The organism is Buttiauxella sp. 3AFRM03, from assembly GCF_003675305.1.
Taxonomy (GTDB): domain Bacteria; phylum Pseudomonadota; class Gammaproteobacteria; order Enterobacterales; family Enterobacteriaceae; genus Buttiauxella; species Buttiauxella ferragutiae.
On record NZ_CP033076.1, the window covers coordinates 357,385 to 377,500 of the forward strand.

A 20,116-nucleotide genomic window follows, 5' to 3' on the forward strand; every position below is an offset into this window, starting at 1 on the left:
GTGGGTAGAAACCCACTTAAAGTTAGATGTGCTAGTCTGTATCCGCCGGTGGGAAACCGGTAACAATTATCCCTTTCGCAATCGAAATTCTGATTATTGTTTCGGTCGCTGAAAAATATCACTCCTGGTGCGGTTAATTAATGCACTATAAAGGAAATCGACAAACTATCAGGGAATATGATGACGCTTTATCAGATAAAGCCTGCCTTCCAGGCACTGTTACGCCCGCTGATGTTCTGGCTGCATAAACACCACGTTACGGCCAACCACGTGACTCTCGCTGCCATGGCACTCTCCTTTATTACAGGCGCGGTGCTGATTATTTTCCCTGATCCCGGCTTGTTCTTTCTCCTGCCCATCGTCTTGTTTATCCGGATGGCGCTCAATGCCCTGGACGGCATGCTGGCACGCGAATGCCATCAACAATCCCGGCTCGGAGCTATCCTCAATGAGACGGGAGATGTGCTCTCCGACATTGCGCTTTATCTGCCTTTTATGCTGCTACCCGAAAGCAATATGTTGCTGGTGCTGGTGATGTTGTTCTGTGCGCTAATGACCGAATTTTGTGGTGTGCTGGCACAAACGATTAACGGCTTGCGCAGTTATGCCGGGCCACTGGGGAAAAGCGACAGGGCATTGCTGTTTGGTGCGTGGGGGCTGGCGCTGGCAATCTGGCCGCAGTGGGTGCAATGGAATAACGTCGTGTGGGGGCTGGCAACCGTATTGCTGTTGTGGACGGTCGTTAACCGTTGTCGGAGTGCATTGCGTGATAAGGCGGCGAAATGATGTTGCTGGAAAAATCCCTCGCGGTAATTTTTGCACTTCTGCTGGTCGCATCGGTAGTGAATGGCCTGCTGGTGTGGCTACGTCCCGCTAAAGACTGGCGGGAACTGACGCTGCGGATCCGCACATGGTGGGTGATCATCGTGCTGTTTTCGCTGGCGATGTTAAGCCCGAACTGGCTGGCGCTGACTTTCTTTGCGCTGGTCAGCTTTATGGCGCTAAAAGAGTTTCTGACGCTGGTGCCTTCGCGCCATTCCGACCGAATGCCTTTGCTGTGGTTGTTTATTGCCATTCCTCTTAACTACTGGCTGATTGGCATCGGTTGGTACGGCATGTTTGTGGTGTTTATACCGGTGTATGTGTTTTTATTTTTACCGGCGCGGATGGTGATTGCGGGCGACACTCAGGGGTTCTTGCGTACCGCATCCCAGCTCCACTGGAGCCTGATGACCACCGTGTTTGCCTTCAGCCATGTCGCCTTTTTACTGGTGCTACCCGCCGATGGCCAACAGACTGGCGCTCTGCTGGTGCTGTTCCTGGTCGGCCTGACGGAGTTCAACGATATCGCGCAATACTTGTGGGGCAAATCGCTTGGGCGCATCAAGGTGACGCCGAAGGTCAGCCCGAATAAAACGCTGGCTGGGCTAGTGGGGGGCGTTGCGACAACGGCTCTGCTGGCAATGTTGCTCGGACCACTACTTACGCCACTGAGCTGGCCAATGGCGCTATTGGCAGGGGTGATTATCGGGGTTACCGGGTTCTGCGGTGATGTCGTGATGTCCGCCATCAAACGGGATATCGGCGTTAAAGACAGCGGCACGTTGTTGCCTGGCCACGGCGGCATTCTTGACCGGCTGGATTCACTGATCTTCACCGCTCCTGTCTTCTTCCATTTCATTCGCTACTTTTGTTACTAATTTATGATGACACGAATGCTTCGCGCGCTTTTTACCTTGTGCATAGTCTGGCCGGTTATCTGGTTATGGCTGGGTCTGCGAGTCAAACATCGCGAACGGTTGCCGAAAAGCGGCCCGGCGATTGTGGTGGCAAATCACAACAGCCATATGGATGTTTTTGCACTGCTGTCGCTCTTTCCGTTACGCGAACAGGCGAAAGTGCATCCGGTGGCCGCTGCCGACTATTTTCTGCGTGATAAACGGATGGCGTGGTTTGCGCTGAATATTCTCAACATTATTCCCATTTCTCGTGAGGGTGGAGCAGCAAACCCGCTGGCGCAGTGCGAACAGGCGCTACGTGATGGCAAGACGTTGATCCTCTTTCCGGAAGGTACGCGTGGCGAGCCGGGAAAACTGGCACCGTTGAAATCCGGACTGTGGCATTTGAGTCAAAGCATGCCTGAAGTGCCAATTATTCCAGTCTGGCTACGCGGCACGGAGCAGGTGATGGCGAAAGGTAACCGTATTCCATTGCCATTGTTTATCGATGTCACTATTGGTGAAACGTTACGCTTTCATCCCGAGAAAAAAGTGTTTATGGACGACCTGAAGCAGCAATTGCTGATGCTTCAGCAACAAACCACAGGAAATCACCCTCATGAGTAATATCCGCACGCCTGACGAGCGGCAGTTTCTGACCAGCGATCGCACTGAGTTGTTTTATCGCCACTGGCCTGCTGTGTCGGCGGGTGCCACACCCAAGGTGATTGTCCTGTTTCACCGCGGGCATGAGCATTCCGGGCGTCTGCAACATATTGTCGATGAGCTGTCGATGCCGGATACCGCGTTTTATGCCTGGGATGCCCGTGGCCATGGCCGCTCACCAGGGCAACGCGGCTTTAGCCCGTCGCTGGCCCGCTCGGTGCAGGATGTTGAAGAGTTCGTCCGTTTCGCCGCCGCAGATAGCCAGGCCGCAATGGAAGATGTGGTCGTGGTTGCACAAAGCGTGGGTGCGGTGATGGCAGCTACCTGGGCTCATGATTACGCACCACCTATTCGTGGGCTGGTACTGGCATCACCCGCGTTTAAGGTCAAATTGTATGTCCCATTTGCCCGTCAGGGGCTGGCATTGATGCACCGTCTGCGCGGTCTGTTTTTCGTCAACTCTTATGTCAAAGGCAAGTATCTGACGCACGATCCACAGCGTGTGGCGAGTTTCAATCAGGACCCATTAATTACCCGACCCATTGCGGTGAACATCCTGCTCGATCTCTACAAAACAGCGGAACGGATTGTCAGCGACGCCAGCGCCATTACCTTACCTACGCAGATGTTGGTCTCCGGGGAAGATTTCGTTGTCCACCGTCAGCCACAGATCGATTTTTACCAGCGTCTGCGCAACCCACTCAAAGAACTTCATGTGTTGCCTGGCTTCTATCACGATACGCTGGGGGAACAAGACAGGCATCTGGCGTTCGACAAGATGCGCGAGTTTATTGACACGCTTTATGCCATGCCGCCGCAGCATTTTGACTACAGTCAGGAAGACCGCTGGAGTCCGGGAGCGGACAACTGGAGAACCTTAAGCGGTGGGCCGGAACCCTACTCGATTGAGGATATAGCGTATCGCGGTTTGCGCTATGGCATGAAGACGCTGGGGACACAGTCAACAGGTGTACGCCTGGGATTTGAAACCGGGTTTGATTCCGGCAGCACGCTGGATTATGTCTATCGAAATCAGCCGCAGGGCAGCAGCGCATTGGGGCGGATGATAGACAAAAACTATCTCAATAGCGTCGGCTGGAAGGGGATCCGCCAGCGAAAAATCCACCTGCAAACGCTGATTCAGCAGGCAGTCACGCAGCTGGTTGAGCAGGGCAAAACGGTGCGAGTCGTTGATGTTGCCGCTGGGCACGGGCGCTACGTGCTCGATGCGCTGGAAGGCAAAGAGGCGGTGAGCAACATTTTGCTGCGCGACTACAGCGAGTTAAACGTAGCGAAAGGACAGGAGATGATTGCCTCGCGTGGAATGGCAGAGTATGCACGTTTTGAACGTGGCGATGCTTTCAACCGCGAAGAACTGGCCGCGCTTGAGCCACGTCCGACGCTGGGAATTGTCTCTGGCCTGTATGAACTGTTTCCGGAAAACACCCTGGTGCGTAACTCGCTTGCCGAGCTGGCAGACGCGATAGAGCCGGGTGGCATTCTGATTTACACCGGGCAACCCTGGCATCCGCAGCTCAAAACTATCGCCTGGTCACTCACCAGCCATAAAGATGGTAAACAGTGGGTGATGCGCGTTCGTAGCCAGGGCGAAATGGATGCGCTGGTACGGGAGGCGGGCTTCGATAAATGCAGCCAGTTGATTGATGAATGGGGCATTTTCACCGTGTCTATGGCAGTGCGCCGCGCATCATGACAAACCGACGTTCGCTATACTTGCAGGGTTTGGGTTGGCTGATTCTGCTTGCGCCCTTTTTCTTTTTAACCTACGGGCAGGTTAATCAGTTTACCGCCGGACGTGCGAACATTGGCAGCCTGGTGTTTAGCTGGGAGCGGTACATTCCGTTTGTGCCACTGACAATCCTCCCGTACTGGAGCCTGGATCTGCTGTACGGTTTGTCACTGTTTATCTGCACCTCGCTGAATGAACAGCGACGGCTGGTCTGCCGACTCGTGCTGGCATCAGTCATTGCCTGCCTGGGTTTTTTGCTATTTCCTTTACAGTTTACGTTTACCAGACCGGAGATAACCGGCCTGGCCGGTTGGTTATTTGGGCAACTCGAACAGTTCGACCTGCCGTACAACCAGTCGCCATCGTTACATATTATTCTGTGCTGGCTGCTGTGGCGGCATTTCCATCGCCACCTGACGGGGGGCTGGCAGAAACTGAATAGCGCATGGTTCTTGCTGATTGCCGTTTCTGTTTTAACCACCTGGCAGCATCACTTTATTGATGTGCTAACCGGCCTTGGCGTCGGAATGGTGATCGACTGGTTGATCCCGGAACAGGGGAAATGGAGCTGGCGAATGGCTGACGGGAAACGCAAAACGCTGGCCGTTCGTTATCTGTGCGGCGCAATAATCTGCCTGGCGGGAACCTGGCTGACCACCTGGCTGTGGTGGCCAACGCTGGCACTGGCGATTGTGGCGCTGGCCTACGGGATACTTGGCGTTGAAGCGCTACAAAAAGATGGGAAAGGGCGGCTGACACCTGCGGCCTGGTGGCTGTTGCTACCCTGGCGAGTCGGGATGTTGCTCTCTATGCGCCTCTATACCCGCCATCTCCCGGCGTTCAGTCCGGTTACTGATGGGGTGTTTTTAGGGACATATCCGCTGACAACTCCCGCACAAAAAGCCGTATTGGATCTAACCAGCGAGTTTCCCCGTTCCCGTGCCTTGCAGGGCGTTGTGTATCAATGCGTGCCCATGCTGGACCTGGTTAAACCCGATGAAGTAACACTGGCGCTGGCAGTAGATAAACTGGAACGATTACGCCATGAGCAAGGTAGCGTACTGATTCATTGTGCGTTGGGGTTGTCGCGCAGTGCGCTGGTCGCTGCCGCCTGGTTGTTACAGCGCTACCCTGAGCTGGCTTCAGAAGATGCCGTTGAGCAAGTGCGTAGGGCGCGACCGCAGGTAGTCTTCACCTCTGAACATATGGAGTTGCTGGAAAGATGGAAGATAAAAGTGACATCGTAACAAATAACCACGCACTGCAATCGCTCTTGGTACAACAAACCCTGAATAGTTGGCGTTTCTTCCTGTTGTTTTCCGCTCCGCCGATGGTGTGGGTGATCTTTGCTGCACCGGTGGATTTGCTCCGCGTCTTGATCACGTTGTTGTGCGGCATAGTGTGGTTTGGCTGCTGGCGTCTTTGGCTGGACGCACGCTATTTCAGGTTGATAAATGAAGAGAATAATCATCAAGCTGGAGAGGCGCTTTGTGTTATCTGGCAGCGTGACAGATTGAAGACGCTTTCGCTTAGCGAGCGCCAGCAGGGCGCATTGAAACAGTGCCGACGCGCAATGTTTTTCACTGGTGCCCTATGGGTCGTGTGGCTGGTGGCGTTACTCTAAGCGATGACAAATCCATATTTCGCCCACCATCGAAGCATCAGTTGATTAACTCTTTATAGTTGGTTCGTCCACGTTAAGGAGATCAACATGATTGCGGTACTTTTTGAAGCCAATGCTATACCCGAACAACAGAATAGATACCTGGAGCTTGCGGCTGAACTCAGACCGGAGCTTGATAACATAAAGGGGTTTATTTCCATTGAGCGTTTTCAAAGCCTGAATACAGATGGGAAAATTCTCTCGTTATCATGGTGGGAAAATGAAGAGGCGGTACTTGAGTGGAAGAAGAACATGAAACACATGGCGGCTCAATTTGAAGGGCAGCAATCTATTTTTTCATTTTATAGAATCACCGTCGTTCAAGTGCTACGGGATTATTCATCTGAAAAAGAGGAATACCACCATGTATGATATTCATGTCATTCTCAGTAATACCCCTGGAGAACTTGCATTACTGGGAACTGCACTTGGTCAAAATGGTGTGGGCCTTGAGGGAGGAGGTGTATTCAGTGCTGGGAATAAAAGCCATGCTCATTTTCTGGTAGAAGACGGTGAACTTGCTCGCAAGGTGCTTACCGATATTGGCCTGCACGTCGAAAGTGTCAGTCAGCCGCTTATTCGTAAACTCAAACAAGAACGGCCTGGCGAGTTGGGGGAAATTGCCAATATACTTGCGCGGAATAATATAAATATCAGCGTACAATATAGTGACCACAGTAATCGGTTGATTCTGCTGACCGACAATAATGAAATGGCAGCCGCAGCCACCATGAAATGGGATGTATCCGCTGTATGAAGCCCAGCGCTTTCAAAGCAGATATTGATGACTCTGATTTATTAGAAAAGTCGATGTCTGAAATTGCTTCTGCTATCGCTGACCCTTCTCGGGTCAGCATTCTGTGTGCTTTGATGGATGGGCGGGCATGGACGGCAACAGAGCTAAGTTCGGTAGCTAATATTGCAGCATCAACGGCAAGCGCTCATCTGGCAAAACTTCTTAATAGCCAATTAATTACGTGTCTGTCTCAAGGGCGCCATCGGTACTACAGACTAGCAGGAGTTGATATAGCGACACTGCTTGAAACCCTGATGGGAGTATCAATGAAGACGCAGAAGGGTTGCGTCACCAAAACCCCTGTGCATTTGCGCAAAGCCCGTACCTGTTATGATCATTTGGCCGGTGAAGTTGCTGTTGCCATGTATGAATTTATGGATAAAGAAGGCTGGTTTTTACCTGAAGGAGGCGCGTTATCACCCATTGGTATGGCTAAATTTCAGGAAATTGGTGTTGAAATTCTCCCGCACACAAAACGAAAAAGCGTTTGTACTTGCCTGGACTGGAGCGAACGCCGTTTTCATCTTGGGGGGAGTACTGGTGCGGCTTTGTTGGTGACGTTTGACCAAAAGGGGTGGATAGCCAGGACAGCGGGTTACAGAGAAGTGACTTTCACCGATGCCGGGATAAAAGCTCTCGGACGTTTATTCAGGCTCAGCTTAAAATAATAAACTCATCGCATCAGTAGATGAGTTTATTATTAATAATAGAAAATATAATCAACCAGGGTTATTAACCGAGCAACTCATCTAACGAATCAGATAGATTACAGCTGGAACCCAGTTTGGTATCCGTAACATCGGTTAAATAAAACGTATATGCACCCTTATCGTCATTTTTCACATGACCAACAAAAGTAAAATAAAGAGGTTTATCTTTATTTTCCTTGAAGGTTTGATATGCGGCCTCGACGTTCTTCTTATTGACATCGTCTGTTTCAACGATCTTCATTTTTAATGACGGTCTATCACAACGAACAAAAACAATATCGTCACGATCTTGTACCAGCATGCCAGAGAATATGTCATTGCCAGCACTAGATTCTGCGTGAGCATTAACCATTGAAACTAAAGATAAAAATATCCCACTCAATAATTTTTTCATAACAATATCGATACCAGGGTCCATGGAAAGAAAATTTATGTTAATAACATAATCCCACAATTAAAATAGCATAAAAAAGCCATATCTGAGAATGAGGATATATACATAACCTGCTATTAATTCCAGAATAATGATAACTGTGCGTTGTTCGTTCAGGGCGTGCTACGATGACGAAAATCCACGCAAGAAAATCGAACAAAATTTAATCTATACTTTATAGAAGATCCTTGCAGCTGTTAAATCCCTGATGCCTGACACCCCATCCTGAGAGAACGTTTCTGATCTGATTGAACAACTGCTCCTGTGCGTTCACATCGCCTGATGAGCAAATTCATGAAATTAAGTCTAAAACAGTGGTTTTCTGCGCGTAAGTCACGGGAATTACCTACAGAAATCCCTGATTGGTTGGGTTCTGAACCCGCGAACGAAAGCCCTATCAAAGCTGAGCTGTTTTCTGCCGCCCAAATGGAACGCTACGGCCAGAAACTGGCTCGTTCCCATAAATTATCGACCACTAAGCTGCCTTACTATTTACTCAAGCGTCTGGAAGATAATGAAGCCATCATCACCCGTAATTGCTATCTGCTCAATGCAGGGGAAAAATCGGGTATTACTCCGGCCGGTGAATGGCTGCTGGATAATTACTATCTCATCGAAGAACAGATCCGCGTGGTTCGTCATCATTTACCAAAGAATTTTGGTAAAGGGTTGCCACCGTTAGCTGCTCCTAATCATTGCCCGCGTATTTATGATATTGCCTCTGAAGCTATCGCTCATGCCGATGGACGATGGGATGCCGCAAGCCTAACCAGTTATATCGCGGCCTATCAGCAAGTGACGCCGTTAACTCTTGGTGAACTTTGGGCATTGCCGGGTATGTTGCGTCTGGCGCTGATTGAGAATCTACGACGCGTTAGTATTGAAGTGGCTGAGGCGCAAAAAGAGCGAAATCTGGCTGATGTGTGGGTCACGCGAATTTTTGAATGTGCTGAAAACACGCCAGCGGATTTGATTATGGTGATTGCGGATATGGCACGTTCACGTCCGCCATTAAGCAGCGCTTTTGTAGCGGAACTGGTTCGCCGCTTGCAGGGGCGAGGGAACATGCTCTCTTTGCCGCTGACCTGGGTTGAACAGCGCCTTGCTGAAACCGGCGTCACCACGGATTATCTGATTCATCGCTTTAACCAGCAACTTGCTGCAAGCCAACTTTCAGTGAGCAACAGTATTGCCGGGTTGCGTCTGTTAAGTGAAACCAACTGGGCTGACTTTGCCGAAGCAATGAGTCTGGTCGAACAGACATTGCGCCAGGACCCTTCCGGGATTTATCCGGCAATGCACTTCGATACCCGCGACCATTATCGCCATATTGTTGAGATCCTCGCCCGTCACAGCCATCACAGTGAACCGGAAGTCGCCCGTTATATTTTAGAAATGGCTCAGGCAACGCCTGTTCATCATGTGGGTTATTACTTAATTGGTGAAGGGCGCTCGCAACTAGAACAAAAGCTTGGGGCAAATACATCGTGGGTCGTCCGGCTGCGTCATAGCTTTAACCAAATTCCTCTGCTTTCATGGCTTGGAAGCCTGAGCCTGTTGACCACAGCGTTCACTGCTGACATTTTATCCCGCACCCATCAACAAGGGATGAACTGGCCGCTGGCGCTTCTTGCGCTGCCGCTGGTGGTGCTGATTAGTCAGTTGGCTCTCAATTTGCTGAGTGAGGCGACGACTCGCTTCCGGTCGCCACTGCCTCTGCCACGCATGGATTTCTCAACCGGCATCCCGGCGGAGTATTGCACGATGGTGGTTATCCCTTGCTTACTCACCAGCCGGGCCGGGATAGACAAGCTGCTTAACAGCCTGGAGGTTTGCTATCTGGGTAACAACTCGCCAAACCTGTACTTCGCATTGCTAACCGATTTTGCTGATTCCCCGGACCAAAACTCACCAGAAAGCGGCGATCTGCTGCACTGGGCTGAAGCGCAAATGCAGAATTTGAATCGACGCTATGCTTCTGTTGCCCAACCACTTTTCTTTTTGCTGCATCGTTCAGCGCAGTGGAATGAACAACAAAACGTGTGGATGGGGTATGAGCGTAAACGCGGCAAGTTATCGATGCTGAATAGCTGGCTGCGCGAACCGACCGACCAATTTTCCGAAGTACACAGTAATGTGATTAGCCCACCAACGGGGGTTAAATATGTCATCACGCTGGATAGCGACACCGTTCTGCCACGTGACACTGCGCATAAACTGGTTGCCACTATGGCGCATCCGCTCAATCACCCGATCTACGATCCGGTAAAACAGCGTGTCGTTAAAGGGTACGCTATTTTGCAGCCCGGCCTTGCTGAAGAGATCCCACGAAACGGGCAGGGGCGCTATGCCGCGATGTGCAGCAACGTGCCGGGTAACGATCCTTACTCAATGATGTCATCGGATATTTATCAGGATCTGTTCGGCGAAGGCTCGTTCGTTGGTAAAGGTATTTACGATGTGGATACTTTTGCCCAGGCTACGCACAATACGTGCCCGGAAAACCTGGTGTTGAGCCATGATTTGCTGGAAGGGTGCTATGCCCGTTCAGGTTTGCTCAGTGAAGTCTTGCTATATGAGCAGTACCCCAATAACTACCTCACTGATGTGGCAAGACGTACCCGCTGGATACGCGGCGACTGGCAACTATTGAATTGGCTTAAATTCAGGCCCAGAAAAGCAGATGGAACACATGACAAAAACCCACTAAGCACGCTTTCACGCTGGAAACTGCTGGATAATTTGCGCCGCAGCCTCGTGGCACCATCATTTCTGATGTTGGTGTTTTGCGCCATTTTACTGGTCCCCAATCCTTTTTACTGGCTCGGCGTGCTAGCCGTTGTGCTGCTACTTCCTACCGTGCTGGTTTTAGCGCAGGATATTCTGAGTAAGCCAGCACGGCGGCCATTCGTCCAGCATCTGATTCTGGTTTCTTCCGGCGGGCTTAAACGCCTGTTGCGCATTGGCCTGGGATTTATCACGCTTCCTCATGAGGCCGGATATTCGCTTCATGCAATTGCAGTGACGTTATGGCGGCTGGGTATTAGCCATCACAACCTCAATCAGTGGGCTAGTTTTGACCAAAGCACTGAACACGCCAAAGCCTCGCCGCTGCGTTTTTATCGGGCAATGTGGCTCAATGTCGTTTCAGGTATTGCACTCATCCTGCTCGCGGCCTTCCTTTCACCTATGCTGCTGTTTTTTGCTGTGCCTATCGGTGTGGTGTGGTGTCTGGCTCCTTTGTTATTAAGCTGGCTGAGCCGCGAGACTGTAAGCCATACCATTACATTCAATGCTGAAAATAAACGCCTGTTGCGCCAAAGCAGTCGCGAAATTTGGGCCTTTTTTGAAACCTTTGCCACAGAGAAAGAAAACTGGTTACCGCCGGATAACTACCAGGAAATTCCACATCCGGTTATTGCGCACCGCACTTCGCCGACCAACATTGGCCTGTCGCTAATGGCCAACCTAACGGCGTGGGATTTTGGTTATATTCCCCAGGGGGAAATGCTGCAACGCATCACGCTGACGCTCGACACCCTGGATAAAATGGAGCATTACCGCGGCCATTTATACAACTGGTACGACACCCGCACCCTGGTGCCGCTGAATCCGCGTTATATCTCAAGTGTCGACAGCGGCAATATGGCCGGGCATTTGCTCACTCTAAGTGCGGGGTTAACGGGGCTGCGTAACCAACCCGTACTCAATTGCACACAATTGCTGATGGGCCTTGATGACACATTGCAAATCCTCGAGAAAACCTGGGGGCAGCATGCGCCGACCTCTTTGCGCCAGTTGCGCAATCACTGCAAAACTGCCGCCACACTCTCTCCATCGTTACTGTTTCCAGAGCTGAAAAACATGCGTGCGCAAAGTCATCGTCTGCACGCACTTTGTAGTCATGAGGATGGGCGTATCCGCCGCTGGGTAGAGCATCTTCAACACCAGTTGGTGCTGATCTGTCACGAATGGACGAATTTTCTCGGGTGGCTACCCGCCCATTGGGAGAGTAAATCGTTACCATCACTTTCCTGGCTTGCACAGGCAAAACATACCGGCGAAGGCACACCTTCAGAATCGGTGATCCGCCTGGCCCGCACACGGCTGGATATTATTACCGAGCTGGAACAGCGCCTGACAGAACACGCACGAATGGATTTTGTCTTCCTGTATAACGAAGTCACCAGCCTGCTCAGCGTCGGTTATAACTGCGATAACAATAAGCTCGATAACAGTCATTACGACTTGCTGCCTTCGGAAATTCGTCTTACTAGTTTTCTGGCGATAGCCACTAATCAGTTGCCGTTAAAAAGCTGGTTTGCGTTGGGGCGACTCTTCACCACCATTGATAACGAAACTGCGTTGATGTCGTGGAGTGGCTCAATGTTTGAGTACTTAATGCCGAACCTGGTGATGCCAACTTTCCCTGGCAGCTTGCTGGAGGAGATGAGCCAGTCGGCGGTGAAACGCCAGATTGACTGGGGCAAAGAGCGGGGCGTGCCGTGGGGAATTTCAGAGTCGGGTTACTACTCCTTTGATGCGCTGCAAAATTACCAATATCACGCCTTTGGCGTGCCGGGTCTTGGCTTGCGAAGGGGACTTGCGGATGACATGGTCATCGCACCTTATGCCACCATGATGGCACTGACGGTCTCTCCGCATAAAGCTTGCGAAAACTTGCTGAAACTAGAAAAAAATGGTGCTCGTGGGGAATATGGCTTCTACGAAGCGCTGGACTACACGCCTTCACGCCTAGCCAACGGCCAGATGTATGCGGTGGTTCGTTCGTGGATGGCGCACCATCAGGGAATGGCATTCCAGGCTCTTTCCCATGTGCTGTTAGGTGCGCCAATGGTAGACCGATTTATGACCAGCCCATCATTTCAGTCGGCTCGTTTGTTATTGCAGGAACGGGTGCCTGATGCCGTTGAGTTGTATAGTCCGCGTCGCCATTTCGAATCTCACGAAGGGGTTTTGCAACCTGTACAATACGAAGTGCGCGAGTTTACCGACGTTGATAGCCTGATACCCGAAGTTCAGTTGCTGTCGAATTCCGATTACCATCTGATGATCAGCCAGTCAGGAAGCGGTTACAGCCGCTGGAAAGACATTGCGTTGACCCGCTGGCGCAGCGATGCCACTTGCGATAACTGGGGTACTTTTTGCTATATTAGTGACAGTGTAACTAATGAGGTGTGGAGTAATACCTGGCAACCGCTTGGTGAACCGGTCAGCCAGTACGATGCGACATTTACCGACGCCGGCGCGGAGTTCAAACTGGTCGCGGGTACGATCAATGTTAAAACGCAGATTGTTGTCTCGCCCGAAGATGATATTGAGCTGCGCCGCGTCACGCTGCTGCATCGTGGGCGGCAATCACGTACCATTGAGTTAACCACTTACGCGGAAGTCGTGCTGGCTCCTAAAGAGAGCGATCTGGCCCATCCAGCCTTCAGTAATTTGTTTATTCAGACCGAGCTACTTGCCGATCAGCACGCCATTCTGTGCCACCGTCGTCCTCGTTCACCGGATGAGCGTTGCCCGTGGATGTTTCACACGATGGTGGTGCACGGGCAAGCGCAAAGCGAAACCTCATTTGAAACAGACAGAGCCAAATTTCTCGGGCGGGGCAGAACCCCGGTCAATGCTCTGGCAACCCAACAAAGCGGTGCGCTAAGTAATAGCGTCGGGCCAGTGCTGGACCCGATACTTGCCATTCGTCAGTCGATAGTTTTACAACCTGGCTTGCCCGTCACAGTCGACATTATTTATGGCGTCACGGACAGCCGTCAGCACAGTCAGGCACTGGTCGAGAAATATCATGACCATCCGATTGCCGACCGTGTATTTGAACTGGCGTGGTCACATAGCCAAATTGTGTTGCGCCAGATTAATGCCAACGAAGACGACGCAACACTCTTTAACCGCTTGGCCAGCGCGGTGCTTTTCCCTGGCCCCGAACTGCGTGCTGATGCCAAAACTCTTTGCCGTAACCGTCGTGGGCAGTCAGGTCTTTGGGGTTGGTCTATTTCAGGCGACCTGCCGATTGTGATTCTGAACGTCACCAGCGATGAAAGTATTTTGCTCATCACCACAATGATTCAGGCGCACCATTACTGGCGTTTAAAAGGGCTGGCTGTGGATCTGGTTATCCTTAACGATAGCCCTGGCGGTTATCAGCAGGAGTTGCAAAACCAAATTATCGAACTACTAATGGCGGGTTCTGAAGCCAACCAGATGGACAAGCCCGGTGGCATTTTTGTGCGCAATGGCGAACATATGTCAGCAGAGGACCGCCTGTTGCTGCTGAGTGTGGCGCAAATCGTACTGGATGATCGTGCTGGAGGTCTTAAAGAACAGCTAAATCAGCGGCTTCTGGCAACTATTCCCGCACAGCCGAGCTTTACTCCCCGCACGGTGATGCCGGTTAATCAGCACGATCCCTGGCAGCCTGATACCAGCGCATTGGTCTTTTTCAATGGCCGCGGTGGGTTCTCGCAAGATGGCCGTGAATACCAGATGACGCTGGATGAAAATGACCAGACACCTGCGCCGTGGGCTAACGTTCTGGCCAATACTAGTTTTGGCACTGTCATTTCTGAAGCTGGACAGGCCTACACCTGGTATGAAAATGCACATGAGTACCGACTCACGCCCTGGGAAAACGACCCGATCAGCGATCGTTCTGGCGAAGCGTATTATTTGCGGGATGAAGAAAGTGGCGAGGTCTGGTCACCAACCACGCTGCCGGTGCGCGGCAACGGGCATTATCTTTCACGCCACGGCTTTGGCTACAGCGTTTTCGCCCACCGTGAAACAGGTATCGACACTGAGTTGACAATACTGGTGGCAGAACATGCGCCGGTAAAAATCGCTATTCTGACGCTGAGTAATACCTCAGGGCGGACACGAAAAATCTCGGTTACCGGTTATGTTGAATGGACGCTGGGCGAGTCGCGCAGCAAATCGGCCATGCATGTTGTCACTCGTACATCGACAACCGGGCGCGGCTGCGGTGTGCTGGCAAATAACTTCTATAACAGCAACGGTTCGGAAAGAACGGCATTTTTCGCGGTGACGGGAGTGCATTGCTCAGTGTCAGGTGACCGTCGGGAATTCCTTGGGCGCAATGGTTCACAGCGTGACCCAGCGGCTATGAAACAGCGCACGTTGTCTGATAAAACGGGCGCGGGGCTGGACCCGTGTGGTGCAGTTCAGTCTGCTACCACGTTGATTGATGGCGATCAGCGGACATTTATTTTTGTGCTGGGTATCGGGCAGAACCCGCAAGACGCGGAACTGATGATTAACCAGTATCTAAGTGAAGATGCCGCACGTAGCGAACTGGCGAATGTTCACCGTTACTGGCATCGCATGCTCGATCAAATTGTCGTAGCAACCCCCGATCCTGCGGTTAACTTACTGGCCAATGGCTGGCTGCTTTACCAGACCATCGCTTGCCGCCTGATGGCTCGCAGTGGTTACTATCAGTCTGGTGGTGCTTTCGGCTTCCGTGATCAGCTACAAGACACGCTGGCTCTGAGTCATACCGCACCGGAACGTTTGCGCGAGCAAATTCTGCTGTGCGCATCACGCCAGTTCGTTGAAGGCGACGTTCAACACTGGTGGCATCCCCCATTAGGGAATGGCGTTCGCACCCGTTGTTCAGACGATTATCTTTGGTTGCCGCTATCTATTTGCCGCTACGTAGAAACCACCGGCGACCTCGATTTGCTAGAACACCGCGTGGCGTATCTTGAAGGCCGTGAATTACAGCCAGGAGAAGAGTCAGCCTATGAACAACCGGTTATCAGCGCAGTTGAAGAGACACTTTGGCAACATGCGATAAAAGCCATTCGCCACGGCCTGCGGTTTGGTCAACATGGTTTGCCGTTGATGGGCGCGGGGGACTGGAACGATGGCATGAACCTCGTTGGGCTGGAAGGCAAGGGCGAGAGCGTCTGGCTTGGGTTCTTCCTCTATGATGTCTTGCAGCAATTTGCGCAGCTGGCGGAACAAATCCACGATGACGAAATTGCCGTGCTTTGCCGTACAGAAGCCGCAAAACTGCAAGCCAATATTGAGGCGACAGCCTGGGACGGGGCGTGGTATCGCCGGGGCTATTTTGATAGTGGAGAAGCCCTTGGTTCGCAGAACGCAGAAGAGTGCCAGATAGACGCCATTGCCCAGAGTTGGGCGGTGTTGTCCGGCGCGGGGAGCGAGGAACGCTGTGTACAAGCAATGCAGGCGCTGGACTCACGCCTGGTTGATAACGAGGCTGGGCTGATAAAACTGCTTACGCCGCCATTTAATGGCAACGGGCCAAACCCCGGCTACATTCAGGGTTACCTGCCGGGCGTGCGTGAAAACGGTGGGCAATATACACATGGAGCCATCTGGGCAGTGATGGCATTTGCCCGCAGCGGCAATATCGAACGGGCCTGGCAGCTATGGTCGCTGATTAACCCGATTAATCACGGACTCACTACCGATGCCATTGAACGTTATAAAGTCGAACCGTATGTGATGACGGCGGATATTTATAGTGTTGCACCGCACAGCGGGCGCGGTGGCTGGAGCTGGTATACCGGTTCGGCAGGATGGGCGTATCAGTTGATAATCGAAACGTTGCTGGGGATCGAACGGCATGGCGACTCAATAACCGTTCACCCGTTACTGCCGCGTGACTGGCCTTCAGTGAGCCTTGTTTATAGACATGGCTCAAGTGATTACCAGATCAATGCGTTACACAGTGAGGGCGAATATCAGCTCATGCTAGATGGCATATCGTTGCCAGGAAAAACCATACCGTTGAAGGATGATGGTCAACGGCATGTGGTGGAGATAAGTCTGGGTACCGTTCTTAACTAGCGGATAACCAGCGCTTAGCGTCGGCTTTCATTTTCAACTCTAGTTCGCTGCCGCGAGTGGCGAATACGCGCCCGAGAGGGAAGCCGCTCAGCTCGAGTAAATAGGCCAGCGCGGCATATTCACGTGGATACTTCACAACCACAGCCTGGTCTATTGCGACTGGGCCAAGTGGGAAAGTGAATGTGCCGATATCGTAAATACTCTGGCGGTGGAATAGTTTCCATACGCCATCCCTTTTTTCTGCCAGATCGTAAAAACGGTTGTGACACTCACAGCCAATGTTCAGTTTCACGTTCTCGGCAACGATGATTGCATTGGTTTCCAGAATCGCTTTATCCCCGGCATCATTGAAGGTTACCGCAGGTGAACCGATAAGGTGTTTGGTGCGCAAGTCGGAAGCGCCCATCCGCATTGAGCCATTAACAAAATCACTTCCCAGCCCTTCAAACCACGTTATTTCAATGGTGCCGTCAGGGTGGAACAGTTCGCGAAGCTGATCCCATTCGCCCAGATCGCGGTGCATCCAGCCATTCATCAGGTCATTAAGTTGTTGGCGGTCTTGTAGTGGATTTTGCATGTATTTAGTTCCTGTTAGTTGACTGGATTTAGTCTGGATGCAAAATACGACAATCTCAAATATATAGATTTTACTGATTAATCATTTTAAATGATTGATGGAGCCATTATGGATCTACGTCACCTGAAGTATTTTTTAGCCGTCGCCGAAGAACGGCATTTTGGCCGGGCGGCGGAACGGCTCAATATTGTTCAACCTGCACTGAGCATGCAGATAAAATCCCTGGAAACTGAGCTGGGCGGCCCATTATTCATTCGCACCAGCCGTCGGGTTGAACTGACTGAAGCCGGGAAGCTTTTGCAAGCTGAAGCCGCACGGACTCTGGAGCAAATGGAACATACGCGCCTTGCCGTTGAGCGTTCTATTCGTGGTGAAACAGGCCGGGTGCGAATCGGCTTTGCCGGTAATGCCGTCTTCAGTGGCAGACTGATGCAGGATGTACGATCTTTTCACAAGGCTTATCCGGATGCTGAATTAATTTGCCAGGAACTGGCACCACAGCTTCAGCGTGAGGCCATCCACAACGGAACGCTGGATGTGGGTTATATGCCTGATTACTATCCGGATCATGACTCTGCTTTTGTCTATCAATCGGTGGGTCAATGGGGAAGGGTGGTTGTGATGTCCAGCGACCATAAACTCGCCGCTAAAGAGAGCCTGACCATAGACATGCTGGCCCATGAGCCCTTGATTATGTATTCAATAAACGATGTGGATTCACATCTGGATAGGCAATTACAAAGGCTGCTTGGCGATTCGCTAAATATTGCCTGGCGAATCTCCAGTTCACTTAGCGTCCTCGCCATGGCCGGAGCCGGGCTGGGTATCGCTTTGGTTCCTGCACCGCTAGCGCAGGTGGCGATCCCTGGTGTAGTTTATCGGCTTCTTGACGCGCCGGATCTATCAGCGAACCTGATGATGGTGAGCCGTAAACACGAACCGAGTGCCGCTGTGCTTGCTTATCTTAATCACACGCGGATAACGGCGCTGGCTTAAGTTTCCATGTTAGTATTTTTAAAAATTGGATTGTTTCTTAAAGAGATACCTTTTTTCATTGAACTTCTTTCAGGTGATATTTGTTATGAGTTTACGGTTTGAACGCTTCAATTTTGTATGCTCCATCATACTGTTCGTGATGTTGGCTATCCTGGCAACTTTGGGGTCAAAGTGGGGATTGATACGAAGCCTTGGAGGAGACGTTCTGGCTACGATGTGGATTTACTACTCGCTGGCTGCAATAGTCAAAGCGAAGCCATTTTTACTCACCTGTATTTCATTCCTGGCTGGCGCTGGAGTTGAGCTTTGCCAATTACTGGCCGTTAAGGCCGACTATCAATTCGAGAGCCATTTGCTAAGAGTCGTGTTTGGCTCCACACCGGATTGGTGGGATTTAGTGGCCTATGCAATGGGTGCCTTGATTTGTTTGGGATGGAATACTCGCGGCCACATAAGTTATTTAAAAGAAAAGATGCATAAGTCCAGGCGTGAGTCTCAAAAATTATAGAACAGTCACCCCTCAAATTAAATATCCACAATTAGACGCGGCTATTGCTGAATAGAGAGAAAAGGGTATTAAGTTGATTTTCTGCAGGATACAGGCATTAGGTGAAAGAAATATCTGGCCTGTTTTAATAAGCCAGATTCATTAATCAGAAAGTTCAGAACTGTTTTTTTTCGATCAACGTGATATCAATCGAGAAACTATATATTTCCCGGTTCGGCGGGCGCCATATGCTATTTCACGGTGACGTTGGGCCTTTTTCCCGTCAGTTCTGAGGCTGAGTCGGGAAGGGCCATCACCGGAAGCTGGGACGATTCAATCAATTTGAACGAACGGGATGAAAAACCAGCAGAAAATGCGCTGCGGAGGAACTCGATGAACACTTGTGACACCCGCGATGTATGTGCGGAATATGGGCGAATGATATAGAGCCATTCACCGAATACTTCTGTCGGTCTCCATTGCGGTAGGACTTCAACCAGGCTGCCAGAGTCCAGTGCTGACTGCGCGCTGAAGTCGGGTAAAAGCACTATCCCCATGCCTTCAATTGCCATATTGCGTAGTGCTTCGCTGTTGTTGACGGCTATTGGCCCGGCTATCGGCACGGTCACCTGGTTGGGATACACAGCGTCATTGCTCTGCGCGTTGTTAGCTGCAGGAACAAATATCCAGGTTGTGCTCCCCTGGGTACGTGGATAGTGTAAGCATGCATGCAACGATAACGCTTCCGGCGTCTCGGGCATGCCGCGATCTTGAAGGTATGACGGGCTTGCTGCCAATACCGTGCGAGTGGGCGCAAGCGTCCATGCTACATGGGTCTCAGGAGGGGAGTCGGTGTGGCGAACCGCGATGTCGTATCCTTCCTGCGCCAGGGGCCGAATCCGATCGGACATGTCTAGCTCCAGTTGGATCTCGGGATAGCTACGCAGGAATTTGGGCAAGTGTGGCAATAGTTGCTGCCGTGCAAACGCGACAGGTGCGGTGACGCGCAATTTTCCCCTTGGTACCCCAGCCAAGTCTCGAACGCTCGCAAAACCCATAGCTATCTGCTCGAAGGCACCTTGTGTCGACATGACCAGTTGTTTACCCGCCTCAGTGAGCGTTGCGCTCCGGGTCGTCCTTTGCACCAGTGAGATACCCGCAGCTCTTTCGAGGTCAGCAATATGCTGGCTCATCGATGCCTTGCTAACACCGAGGTTGAACGCTGCTTTGCTGAAACTACCTTGTTCTTGCAGTACGGCCAGCCAATGCAAGTGTCTCCAGAATCCGTCCACTTCGTCCCGTTTCATAGCTCCATCCTTCAATGAAGTCGCGCCGGATTTTTCAAGTTGTAGTTATCCGTACGACAAAATTTTGAACAATGTGTTTGCGTTAGGATAGCTACCCACGCGTATGGGCGCAATCTACACTGTGCAAACACTGACCGTC

15 protein-coding genes are annotated in these 20,116 nt (G+C 51.3%); 12 read left to right on the forward strand and 3 right to left on the reverse strand.

Annotated elements, in window-relative coordinates; all coding sequences use genetic code 11:
- Positions 1-180 precede the first annotated feature (180 nt).
- The 9 genes from D8682_RS02860 (at position 181) to D8682_RS02900 (ending at position 7,261) form a co-directional block, all read left to right on the forward strand.
- Positions 181-786, forward strand: a complete 606-nt coding sequence (locus D8682_RS02860) for a CDP-alcohol phosphatidyltransferase family protein (RefSeq protein ID WP_121813484.1) — start codon at positions 181-183, stop codon at positions 784-786.
- Positions 783-1,700, forward strand: coding sequence for a phosphatidate cytidylyltransferase (locus D8682_RS02865; protein ID WP_064546734.1), 918 nt, complete (start codon positions 783-785; stop codon positions 1,698-1,700). The genes D8682_RS02860 and D8682_RS02865 overlap by 4 nt, the downstream gene beginning before the upstream one ends.
- Positions 1,701-1,706: 6 nt before the next feature.
- Entirely contained in the window at positions 1,707-2,345 is a 639-nt protein-coding gene (locus tag D8682_RS02870; RefSeq protein ID WP_064546732.1) for a lysophospholipid acyltransferase family protein, read from the forward strand.
- Positions 2,338-4,098 (forward strand): bifunctional alpha/beta hydrolase/class I SAM-dependent methyltransferase, encoded by a 1,761-nt coding sequence (locus D8682_RS02875; protein WP_121813485.1) that lies wholly within the window; start codon positions 2,338-2,340, stop codon positions 4,096-4,098. Before D8682_RS02870 ends, D8682_RS02875 begins: the two co-directional genes overlap by 8 nt.
- The gene (locus D8682_RS02880) at positions 4,095-5,381 is read left to right on the forward strand and encodes a phosphatase PAP2/dual specificity phosphatase family protein (RefSeq protein ID WP_121815619.1); all 1,287 of its coding nucleotides are present in this window, start codon (positions 4,095-4,097) and stop codon (positions 5,379-5,381) included. The genes D8682_RS02875 and D8682_RS02880 overlap by 4 nt, the downstream gene beginning before the upstream one ends.
- Complete coding sequence (locus D8682_RS02885; RefSeq protein ID WP_121813486.1) at positions 5,357-5,758, forward strand: hypothetical protein; 402 nt, start codon at positions 5,357-5,359, stop codon at positions 5,756-5,758. The genes D8682_RS02880 and D8682_RS02885 overlap by 25 nt, the downstream gene beginning before the upstream one ends.
- 87 nt (positions 5,759-5,845) lie before the next feature.
- Positions 5,846-6,169 carry an antibiotic biosynthesis monooxygenase gene (locus D8682_RS02890; RefSeq protein WP_064546725.1) on the forward strand — a complete coding sequence of 108 codons (324 nt, stop codon included), beginning with the start codon at positions 5,846-5,848 and terminating at the stop codon, positions 6,167-6,169.
- Positions 6,162-6,554, forward strand: a complete 393-nt coding sequence (locus D8682_RS02895; RefSeq protein ID WP_121813487.1) for an amino acid-binding protein — start codon at positions 6,162-6,164, stop codon at positions 6,552-6,554. The genes D8682_RS02890 and D8682_RS02895 overlap by 8 nt, the downstream gene beginning before the upstream one ends.
- The gene (locus D8682_RS02900; protein ID WP_238392812.1) at positions 6,551-7,261 is read left to right on the forward strand and encodes a helix-turn-helix transcriptional regulator; all 711 of its coding nucleotides are present in this window, start codon (positions 6,551-6,553) and stop codon (positions 7,259-7,261) included. The genes D8682_RS02895 and D8682_RS02900 overlap by 4 nt, the downstream gene beginning before the upstream one ends.
- A gap of 64 nt (positions 7,262-7,325) precedes the next feature.
- On the opposite strand, the gene D8682_RS02905 is transcribed toward D8682_RS02900, so the two are convergent.
- Positions 7,326-7,697 (reverse strand): hypothetical protein, encoded by a 372-nt coding sequence (locus D8682_RS02905; protein WP_232885872.1) that lies wholly within the window; start codon positions 7,695-7,697, stop codon positions 7,326-7,328.
- A 333-nt stretch (positions 7,698-8,030) separates the two neighbouring features.
- On the opposite strand from D8682_RS02905, the gene D8682_RS02910 reads away from it, so the two are divergent.
- The gene (locus D8682_RS02910; RefSeq protein ID WP_121813489.1) at positions 8,031-16,610 is read left to right on the forward strand and encodes a GH36-type glycosyl hydrolase domain-containing protein; all 8,580 of its coding nucleotides are present in this window, start codon (positions 8,031-8,033) and stop codon (positions 16,608-16,610) included.
- On the opposite strand, the gene D8682_RS02915 is transcribed toward D8682_RS02910, so the two are convergent.
- Positions 16,603-17,187: a nuclear transport factor 2 family protein gene (locus D8682_RS02915; protein ID WP_064546717.1), complete on the reverse strand. Its 585-nt coding sequence runs from the start codon at positions 17,185-17,187 to the stop codon at positions 16,603-16,605. The two genes, D8682_RS02910 and D8682_RS02915, sit on opposite strands and share 8 nt — an antisense overlap.
- 108 nt (positions 17,188-17,295) lie before the next feature.
- Between D8682_RS02915 and D8682_RS02920 the strand changes: the two genes are divergently transcribed.
- Positions 17,296-18,183, forward strand: coding sequence for a LysR substrate-binding domain-containing protein (locus D8682_RS02920; protein WP_064546716.1), 888 nt, complete (start codon positions 17,296-17,298; stop codon positions 18,181-18,183).
- An 85-nt stretch (positions 18,184-18,268) separates the two neighbouring features.
- Positions 18,269-18,691 (forward strand): DUF2809 domain-containing protein, encoded by a 423-nt coding sequence (locus tag D8682_RS02925; RefSeq protein ID WP_064546714.1) that lies wholly within the window; start codon positions 18,269-18,271, stop codon positions 18,689-18,691.
- Between the two features lie 230 nt (positions 18,692-18,921).
- Here D8682_RS02925 and D8682_RS02930 read toward each other — a convergent pair whose 3' ends face one another.
- The gene (locus tag D8682_RS02930) at positions 18,922-19,977 is read right to left on the reverse strand and encodes a LysR family transcriptional regulator (protein ID WP_121813490.1); all 1,056 of its coding nucleotides are present in this window, start codon (positions 19,975-19,977) and stop codon (positions 18,922-18,924) included.
- Between the last annotated feature and the right edge of the window lie 139 nt (positions 19,978-20,116).